General features: G+C 35.5%; 9 protein-coding genes. All 9 read right to left on the minus strand.

Annotated features, from left to right (window positions below; genetic code table 11):
- Window positions 1-86 precede the first annotated feature (86 nt).
- A complete protein-coding gene (locus tag AMS66_RS03425; RefSeq protein WP_160319658.1) occupies window positions 87-956 on the minus strand; it encodes a DUF4365 domain-containing protein in 870 nt (289 codons plus the stop codon).
- Window positions 957-1,433: 477 nt separating this feature from the next.
- Window positions 1,434-2,009 carry a HEPN domain-containing protein gene (locus tag AMS66_RS03430; RefSeq protein ID WP_144424397.1) on the minus strand — a complete coding sequence of 192 codons (576 nt, stop codon included), beginning with the start codon at window positions 2,007-2,009 and terminating at the stop codon, window positions 1,434-1,436.
- Between the two features lie 137 nt (window positions 2,010-2,146).
- Complete coding sequence (locus AMS66_RS03435; RefSeq protein ID WP_053779462.1) at window positions 2,147-2,779, minus strand: hypothetical protein; 633 nt, start codon at window positions 2,777-2,779, stop codon at window positions 2,147-2,149.
- A 217-nt stretch (window positions 2,780-2,996) separates the two neighbouring features.
- Window positions 2,997-3,452 carry a bZIP transcription factor gene (locus AMS66_RS03440; RefSeq protein ID WP_144424398.1) on the minus strand — a complete coding sequence of 152 codons (456 nt, stop codon included), beginning with the start codon at window positions 3,450-3,452 and terminating at the stop codon, window positions 2,997-2,999.
- Between the two features lie 230 nt (window positions 3,453-3,682).
- A complete protein-coding gene (locus AMS66_RS33045) occupies window positions 3,683-3,952 on the minus strand; it encodes a hypothetical protein (protein WP_053779464.1) in 270 nt (89 codons plus the stop codon).
- Entirely contained in the window at window positions 3,952-4,431 is a 480-nt protein-coding gene (locus AMS66_RS03450; RefSeq protein WP_053779465.1) for a hypothetical protein, read from the minus strand. The genes AMS66_RS33045 and AMS66_RS03450 overlap by 1 nt, the downstream gene beginning before the upstream one ends.
- Window positions 4,432-4,770: 339 nt before the next feature.
- Window positions 4,771-6,267, minus strand: coding sequence for a serine hydrolase domain-containing protein (locus tag AMS66_RS03455; RefSeq protein ID WP_053779466.1), 1,497 nt, complete (start codon window positions 6,265-6,267; stop codon window positions 4,771-4,773).
- 502 nt (window positions 6,268-6,769) lie between these two features.
- Window positions 6,770-7,171: a GNAT family N-acetyltransferase gene (locus AMS66_RS03460; protein WP_053779467.1), complete on the minus strand. Its 402-nt coding sequence runs from the start codon at window positions 7,169-7,171 to the stop codon at window positions 6,770-6,772.
- A gap of 357 nt (window positions 7,172-7,528) precedes the next feature.
- Window positions 7,529-8,311 carry a nucleoside phosphorylase gene (locus AMS66_RS03465; RefSeq protein WP_053779468.1) on the minus strand — a complete coding sequence of 261 codons (783 nt, stop codon included), beginning with the start codon at window positions 8,309-8,311 and terminating at the stop codon, window positions 7,529-7,531.
- Between the last annotated feature and the right edge of the window lie 141 nt (window positions 8,312-8,452).

Raw genomic sequence — 8,452 nt, forward strand, 5'->3', positions numbered from 1 at the left:
CAAGGACGAATGTCCGCAGCGTGAATATTATGTTATCGGATGTCAATGCCTTCTTTGAATAAACTATTTAATACCTGATATTTGCCTTAATAATCCTGAGTTAAGTAATCGAACTCACCATAGGGATTCATCTCGTATAAAATTTCTCGAAGAAAGAAAGCTAAATTTCTATTTAAGTTATTCAGTTCTTCTAAATTACTAACGAGAATGTCAAAGTTATCAGGCGATGCATTGCTCTCATAATTATCAATACTTAAATTCACATCCTTAATGAAGCAGTCAATTGTTGATCCTTCAATGAATCCGTCAGCTTCGTAGATATACTTACCATGAGTATATGGAAAAATTAATGGTGATTCTGCATCTAGCCAAGAAAGAACAAATCGAAACTTTTCTAATATTACTCTAGTTTGATCTAAAATAAATTGATCTCTTTGATGATCTATAATGGCTTGGTAATTAGATTTAAGCAATTCAGCTGAATCTTTAAAGGCCATTAACTTATCTTTCAGTGACCCTTGTTGTCTACTGGCACTTTCGAATACAGTATTACTAATAGATTGAGAAAGATTCTCAAACAAATTATGATCAAAATCACGAATAATTCTTTCAATTTCAAGAGGCAATTCTTGAATTCCAAAAGTAAATCTAGATTGTTTATCAATTTTTATAATAACTGTCGCTTGTCTTTGCAGTTCGCTTAATCTATCTGAAAGCTGATCAAAAGGATAGCACCAAAAAATGTTCAAATTATCAGGGTCTACAACAAACAAAAACGTAGGCTCTTTACGTAACAACCAATAATTTATTGTAGTTATCTTTATCGAAATTTTAATATGTTCTTCATCAATTTCAATCTCATCTTTACCTTTACATTGTGCATTGAAATACAGACCGTTAGGTACTGATCCGTCCAACAACTCTACATTTAAATCTATACCAATATCTTTTTCCACTGGAATGTTATGCACACTATAGAAAATCTTTACAGGGCGCTTTCGAGAAGTGCAACAGAGACATTTCCTTTTTTTGTGTTATCGTGTACTTGTGGTAACTTTTTCTCCTCCATTTTGTTCCTCCTAATTGTTAAGGTTATAAGTTAATGCATTGATTTCCGATAACGTACTGTATTCCTGACGTTCAAGCGGCTTAAGGTGCGTAACACCGAGTCGTCAGTCTTAGCCGATTGAATGTGTCGCCTGATATCACTTCTCAGAAAAAACCTCTGGCGACCAAGGAGCGTCAGCGATGCAGTAGGAATGTTCTGTTAGGCGATGTTGCAAGCACCCTGAGACCCTTAAATATTTAATTATTTTTATATTTATTCCAAGGTCTACTTTTCTTGAATTTCTTTATATAATCCGCCAGATAATTATCCACTTCGCTAACTGTAACTTCGAATGCATAAATATAGTCTAAAAATGTATCCAAGTTTAAATATGCATCTCCTTTGACTCTAACTCTATGAGCAATATGTCCCCGATAAGTAATAAACTCATCAATAAATCTTTTTCAGTTATATTGCTAGAAAGATTAGCAACGCCAAGAAGCTTCATAGCTAGTGAATCAACATTCTCAATTTTTGGAGAGTTTAAACCTTTGAGAGTTGGCTCGACTACTTCATCCAGGAATACTTTCTTCCATCCATCTCCTGCAATTGATAGCGGTTTACTATCTTCCTTATGATTTCTTATGTACAAGTTAATTGATTTTTTTACTTCTTTCGGTAAATTTTTCGGATCATCTATAACTGCTAAATGAACAGCACCCTCAAGAATAACGTCCTCAATATAAGTTTCCCAAGCTCCTGCTAATAATACCACACCGCTTCTTGTTAAATGATCAAGTGCAGTCCTTCCTTTATTTCCTCTTATTATAAGGAGGTCTTCATAATCTCGTGCTAGTCTTTTTGCGTCAATAGTCTTTCTCTTAAAATTTCTAGAAGCATAAGAGGGCATTAATTTTTCCATCCTTTCATTTGTAATTTCGCCTAACGTTCCTGTATTCACGAACCCGAGAGGCTTAAAGGAGCGCAGCGACTGGGTCCGCAGGACTTAGACTCGCAGGGTTGTCTGCCTGATTTTCACTTCCCTGAAATACCTCGGGCAGATCAAGGAGCCGTAGGCGACGCAGCGTGAAAACGATGTTAGGCGGAGTCATTGTCTTCCATGATTATTCTTGCATATTCATTCCATTCTTTATTATCAGTGTTGATTTCTAAGGTAGGTACTATTGATCTGGTTACATTGTATCTTAGATTGTTTTGAGTATTGATAAGCTCCTTACATGCTCGCCTAATATCCGACTCTGACCTATTAAGCCACTCTCCTGGATTTCTACTCCTTATTCTTTCATCTACAACTTCATCCGAAATTGTAAGCAAAATGCATTTAGCCCCAAGTTCAATTAACTGGTTTTCAATGTCGGTGATTTCAGTATCATCATATTCTGGAAAAGCGACACGATGGTTTAAATGGAATCTTTCTAGGACAAAGAAAAGTCCCCGAGATCTTCTGGATGCTGGTCCTAAATGTATTGCCCAATCATTAAGTTTCTTTAGCATTTCTACTCTTTCCTTAAGTAAATTCAAATGTTCATCTCGAGATAAACTCACATACTCCCCATGATTGTTATTTAGTATTTGTGAGTAATGTTCCCCAAGAACAACTACACTCCGTTCTGCCGATTCATCTTGAGATTGATATTGTTTTATTGCTCTTAATACCGATGTTTTTCCAGCATTAGAATACCCCTCAAGAATTACTCCTCTGATATTCATCCAATAAATACTCCTTCTTTACAATGATTTCGCCTAACGTTCCCGTATCCACGACATCCACCGACTTAAGCACCAACGGGAGCGGCCGCGGTGCGGTTAGTCGGTGCGGATTGTGTCCGCCTGATTCCACTCCCCTGCCAATCCCCTTCGGGCGGACCGAGGAGCCTTCAGGCTCTGAAGCGTGGATATGATGTTAGACGGAGGAACAGAGTTACATTCAAACCTTTTCTTTAAGCATTTCGATCTGCTTCTTCAATTCAGATATTTCGAGCTCATATTCGATCATTTTTTTTCGCAAATTATAACTTTGAATCATTTCTTTCTTTTTATCTCTAAATCCTATCATAAGTAAAATTAAGGCCATACTCATCAGAACCATAAATGAGTTTACCAGTTCCAAATCGGGGAACATCTTTGAAAGTGTATGAGGCAACACAATTAGACTCATTATTGCTAATATATCTAATATGTAATTAAGCTTACCAATTTGACTTTGTACGTATATTAATACATTATTAACTACCTTAATAGATCTAGTTTCATTCTCTCTATCATCTATAAATGGTTTAAATCTAAGAAAGTCCGCAAAAGCAAAACACCATGCTGAAACTGAAAAACTTAATAAAAAATAGTCGTTTAGTATTATAGTCTTCTTAAGACTAAGTAATGCCATTACTATAAACGAGAATCCTAATACTTTTAAGTACGAGCTGGATGACATTTTTCATTTCCTTTCTTTAGTAAAATGCTTTGTTCTTTCGTCCAACGTTCCTGTATTCATGAACCCCGAAGGGGTTGTCTGCTGTAATGCCTCTTCGAAATTCATCTGGCAGACCAAGGCTCCGTTAGGAGCTGCAGTTCGAATATTATGTTATCCGATTCCACTCTTCTTTGGATAATCTTTTATATGAACTTTTCTATTGCTATTTTAACTATCTCTTGTAGTTCTTTATAACAATTCTTCATCTTGTTTATAACTTCTGTAATTTCACTGTTTTCTTGTGTATGGCCAACCTGATTCCTTAGCCATGTAAATCTAGTTTCAAATTTCCTACTCCGTTCTCCTCTTTTATTTCGCTTTGTAGATCGTTTTTTAAACTCTTGTTCCTCCGGTCTTTCTTCTATAATAAATTTATCTACTTCTGGTTGATCTTTAGCCTTAGTAACTAACATTAAAAGACTATATAAAACATGAATTTTCCCAAGTCATCATTATGATTAACTGCTTGTCGATATAGATCATAATATATATGGTCTGATTTATCCGTTCGAATGAACAGTTTCAACTCATCTAATTGTGTAGCCTTAAATTTAAACGGAACTGTAAGTGACATTGACAAATCACTTATACCACTTTTGGGCCGAGCGAAATTATGCAGGGTTTGTTCGATTCCATGAATTTGAATTCCTCCAGTAAATATTAATCCTTTTAAGATTTGGTCAGTCTTTTTTTCTGCTATTCTTTCAGCATCCTCAAAATCAATATCATTCTTGAACTCAATTCTGACAATAACTATTCCATTTCTCTCTTTCTGATCAAAAGTTATAATTATATGTTCAATTTCATTTTGCTTTGTTGAGAAATCCATCTCTAAAACTTCTTTATATATAGGCACATTAGAATATGCTGTATACTCAATGAACTTATTCATTGTTCATCTCCTCAAATATAAGTGGTTTCGGATAACGTTTGGCATTCCTGACGTTCAAGCAGCTTAAAGACCGTAGGTCCGGGTCGTCAGACTTAGCTGCTGAATGTATCGCTTGAATAAACTTCTTGGAAATCCTTCTTAGCGATCAAGGGCGAATGCCCGCTGTAGGAATGCAGTGTTATCGGATGGCAGCGCCTTCTTCGAAATATACCTATTCTTCTTTAAAGATTTGAGAAATCAAAATCAGTATAAGGAAGATCATGCCTGCTTATCGCATTCATCCTAGTACCAACTTAGACAAACAATTGTATGTGATTTTTCACTTTTCACCTCTCATTTTTATAAACTGCTTCTAATTATTCTTATCTTTTTAATATTAATAATAATCGATAAAATACAATTGATAGCAGTAAGACCCATCCAAATAAATATTGAATACGACATCCACACCCGTATCATTGAATAATCATTATTTAATAGATAAGGCCAGATCATTACCAATACCAGAAGCGTAATTCTTAAGATTAGTGAGATACTACTTCCTATTATTTTTCTGAACCTTGTCTTTCCATCTTTAATATTTAGTTTAATTCCTCTAACGAGTTTAATTACTTTAAGACATAAGATAACGACTGCTATTATTACTAAGAATGAAAACACCAAATCAATTAATAGATACGCGTCATCATAATTAAATTTATTCATATGATTTCCATTCATATTCTCATATATATTATTAGCAATTAGCGATGGTGCATTTGAATTCAAATTAGCCAGAACAAATATGGCCTGCTGCTTTTCTAAATCAATTATAACCCGCGAGGAATAATTAGGATTACTCCCACTATGACTAACAACTCTATTTTTCGTATCAATACTCCATCCGAATGAGTAGTATTGATTCTTATCTTCATATCCAGCTGTTTTTATGTCGATTTCATGGGACTTTTGAATAGCATTCATTAGATTATCCGGTATCTCGTCTATCCCCATCTGGGCATTAATCCAACGTTCTAAATCCTTTAAATTCGTTACCAAATAACCTGCAGCGATATTCCCATAATATCTAGGGGCATCATATTCAAAGCTTCTTCCAAAAAGTACACGATAGCCTTTGGTAAGTTTATCAGATTCCTTTTCCTGACCAGTTGAAAAATAACTGTCTGTCATTTTTAATGGAACCAGTATACTTTCAGTTACATAATCCTGATAACTTTTACCAGTAACCTTTTCAATAATCATCGCTAAAACATCATAATTAACTGTTGCATAATTATATGCTGTCCCAGGATACGTATCTAAAGCAATGTCAGACACATTATGTACCGTTTTTTCAAGCGAATCTTCCGTAGTACCTTCAGGTATTAACCGAATACTCCACGGTGGAATTCCACTTGTATGTGCTAGCAACTGATTAATGCTGATATTAACCTTCTCACCCTTAAAGGTTGGCTCAAACCAAGGAATATAATCTGAAACATAATCTGAGTAAGATAAGAATCCCTCATCTGCTAACAAAATTATGGCCAAAGCCGTAAACGCCTTAGTAGTCGATCCCAATTCAAACAATGATTCTTCAGTAACCATCTTATTATTATGAACATCTGCATATCCGTAAAATTTATATTTTGTCTCACCCTGCTCTGATATTACCATAGCCACTCCTGGAGTCGCTGATTTGGCCATTATGGTTTCCACCATATGATCCTCATTATCATAATTCCCTTCCTCAAACATAGTTCCTAGTACATTCCAACCAACAATAGTAGTAATTATCACAATAAACAGGATAGCATATGCTATAGATGAACCTGTTCTACTTAGTATTTTCTTCATTGTAATTCTCCCTTTTGTAAGTCTTCTAAAGTATGATCGAACTAATATAGAAAATCTTAAATTTGCATATTGAAACAATAACGAACCAAATTAAATACTTAAACACCATCCATAAATACCTACTTTGTGCCGTTAGGGCTTAGAAAAACATAGTTCTTGAAGCCATTTAATTCTTTAAAATCCACGATTAAAGAGAGAGTTATTTTCCTAATCCATAGAGTTATCCTCACTTGGTTATGTAAGTTTTTAGATGATTTAATTTTTTGTGCTGATTTCCGATAACGTTGTTGTGTTCATGACGTCCCACCACCTTAAAGGAGCGTATGCAACTGGCCGCGACGCGATTAGGTGGTGCGGATGTGTCCGATGACTATGCTTCCTTGCTACTGAAATTCCTCTTCGATTTAACTTCTAACTTCTTTCGGACCAAGGGGCCGATGCCCCGACGCATGAACATGTTGTTATCTGGTGCCCCCAACTTCTTTGATCAACTCACAAAATCCTATACCATATCTGAAATAAACATGGCTTTAGTTCCTTCTTCTGGCTTAAATCCAAATATTCCATAGAATTTTTCTGCACTATCATAGGATATAAGCACTTTTGTTTTGATATTAGAATATCGACTAAGCATTTTTTCCATCATTCTCTTTCCTATTCCTAATGATTGATATTCTTTATGTACTAACATGTAATGAAAATATACTGTCATCACTCCGTCAGACAGTGCATTTATTAAGCCAACTAATTTGGTATCATCCCATGCAGTAATAACCGTATGCGAGTTGTTTATTGCTTGTCTAAGATCTTCTGGGAAATCTCCTGATTTCCAGTCCACCGAGTGAAACAGTTCTTGAATTGCTTGTTTATCAATGTCTTTTATTTCTTTGAAGATGATTGTCATAATATCGCTCCTATGTTGTTGTGTTTTGATTGGAAGTTTCTGATAACGTTGTTGTATTCCCGACGCCCCACCACCTTAAAGGAGCTCGGAACCATAGGCGAAGCCGATTCCCGACTGGGCGCGACCGCGCTTAGGTGGTGCGGGTGTATTGCCTGAATCCACTTCTCCGAAATGCCCTTTGCAGACCAAGAAGCCCCAGCAGGGGCCGCAGCGTGAATATGGTGTTATATGTTGTATCCGCCTTCTTCGATTTCGCATAATTTATTTATGTTGTCATATTTACATTTAACTCTTGGTTGTCTATTTAGCATTTCCCTTTTAATAAATGCATTAATAAATGGATTATAGCTATTTCAGTTATAAAGAACTGCATATCCGCATTGATATTTGAACAAGGTTTATTCTTATTTCTGATCTGCTATTCCAACTTCGACTATCCCATTCGACACCACTTAAATCATCACCGCCATACAAGATAATACCTAATTTTACATTTCTAAATTGTGAAACAGCCATAAATGCTGCTGCTTCCATTTCTACAGTTACACACCCTTCTGCTTTCCGCAACTCAACCTTTTCTTTAGTCTCTCTATAAAATGAATCTGTCGTCCAAGTTTTTGCCTTTATATACCTGATATTATGTATATTAAAATCGTCCTCTATGATTTTTAAAACCTCTAGATTACATTCAATTTCTCTTGATGGCTTAATGTAATGGTATGATACTCCTTCATCTCTCACTGCAGAAACGGGTACTATTACATGTCCAACAGCAATGTCTTTTTTTAATACACCTGCACCACCACACACTATAAATTTCTGAAAACCATAGGCTATCAGTTCTTCTAAGAATCCTGCTGAACCTGCAGCTCCTAAATACCCCAAAGTAATATGTACTTTTTTTCCTTGATAATATGTTTCATATATTGGCAAATCTACAGTCTCGCAATGTAGACATGCAACTTCTTTCAACTTTCCCTCCGTTTTCATTTTTTCAATTACATCTCTAAAAAATGTTATTACACAGTATTCAAATTCTTCTTTTGGCTTGATAAAATTAGTTGCCTCAATTATTGCAACTCGCGATTCATCAAATTCCAATATCGGGAATTCTTTACTATCAATTTTTTTGCTCTCCATCTCGACTTACCTCCAAAGGAATTAAATTTTTTTTATTATTTCTTTGCGGCTATTACATATAACGTTCCTGTATTCACGACCGGCATATGCCGGGTGTCCGACGAATGTCGGACCAAGGACGAATGTCCGCAGCGTGAATAT

It is taken from the genome of Paenibacillus xylanivorans (assembly GCF_001280595.1).
In the GTDB taxonomy this organism is placed as follows: domain Bacteria; phylum Bacillota; class Bacilli; order Paenibacillales; family Paenibacillaceae; genus Paenibacillus; species Paenibacillus xylanivorans.

What these genes read in the sequence shown, in the direction of transcription:
- AMS66_RS03435 (WP_053779462.1), bottom strand. Translation starts at nt 2,779, where the DNA reads ATGAATATCAGAGGAGTAATTCTTGAGGGGTATTCTAATGCTGGAAAA.
- AMS66_RS03440 (WP_144424398.1), bottom strand. Translation starts at nt 3,452, where the DNA reads ATGGCATTACTTAGTCTTAAGAAGACTATAATACTAAACGACTATTTT.
- AMS66_RS33045 (WP_053779464.1), bottom strand. Translation starts at nt 3,952, where the DNA reads ATGTTAGTTACTAAGGCTAAAGATCAACCAGAAGTAGATAAATTTATT.
- AMS66_RS03450 (WP_053779465.1), bottom strand. Translation starts at nt 4,431, where the DNA reads ATGAATAAGTTCATTGAGTATACAGCATATTCTAATGTGCCTATATAT.
- AMS66_RS03455 (WP_053779466.1), bottom strand. Translation starts at nt 6,267, where the DNA reads ATGAAGAAAATACTAAGTAGAACAGGTTCATCTATAGCATATGCTATC.
- AMS66_RS03460 (WP_053779467.1), bottom strand. Translation starts at nt 7,171, where the DNA reads ATGACAATCATCTTCAAAGAAATAAAAGACATTGATAAACAAGCAATT.
- AMS66_RS03465 (WP_053779468.1), bottom strand. Translation starts at nt 8,311, where the DNA reads ATGGAGAGCAAAAAAATTGATAGTAAAGAATTCCCGATATTGGAATTT.